At 43.8% G+C, this 292-nt stretch carries 1 protein-coding gene; it reads right to left on the minus strand.

Annotated elements, in window-relative coordinates; genetic code table 11:
- Window positions 1-292, minus strand: a 292-nt coding sequence (locus SB658_RS23110) for an FAD-dependent oxidoreductase (RefSeq protein ID WP_410602601.1), incomplete at both ends; no start/stop codon positions are given.

Genomic DNA, 292 nt, shown 5'->3' on the forward strand with positions numbered 1-292 from the left:
TGATCGCTTTTTTCTCATCGTTTTCAATAAAATCACCAGCAGAGAATACATCAACTCCTGACACTTTCAGCTGTGTTGACATCACAGAACCTTCATATGGGGCAGGATTCATGCCGCATAAATGCCCAGCAAGCACATTCGCTTGATCGTATAAAGGCGCAACAAGACCGTACGTTTGTCCTCTGTGTTCTGCACATTCTCCGACTGCATAAATGCCCGGTACACTTGTTTCCATGAAATCATTGACGATAATGCCTTGGTTCACTTCAAGACCGCTTATTTCTGCAAGCAT

The organism is Bacillus sp. SIMBA_008 (assembly GCF_046535495.1).
GTDB lineage: Bacteria > Bacillota > Bacilli > Bacillales > Bacillaceae > Bacillus > Bacillus subtilis.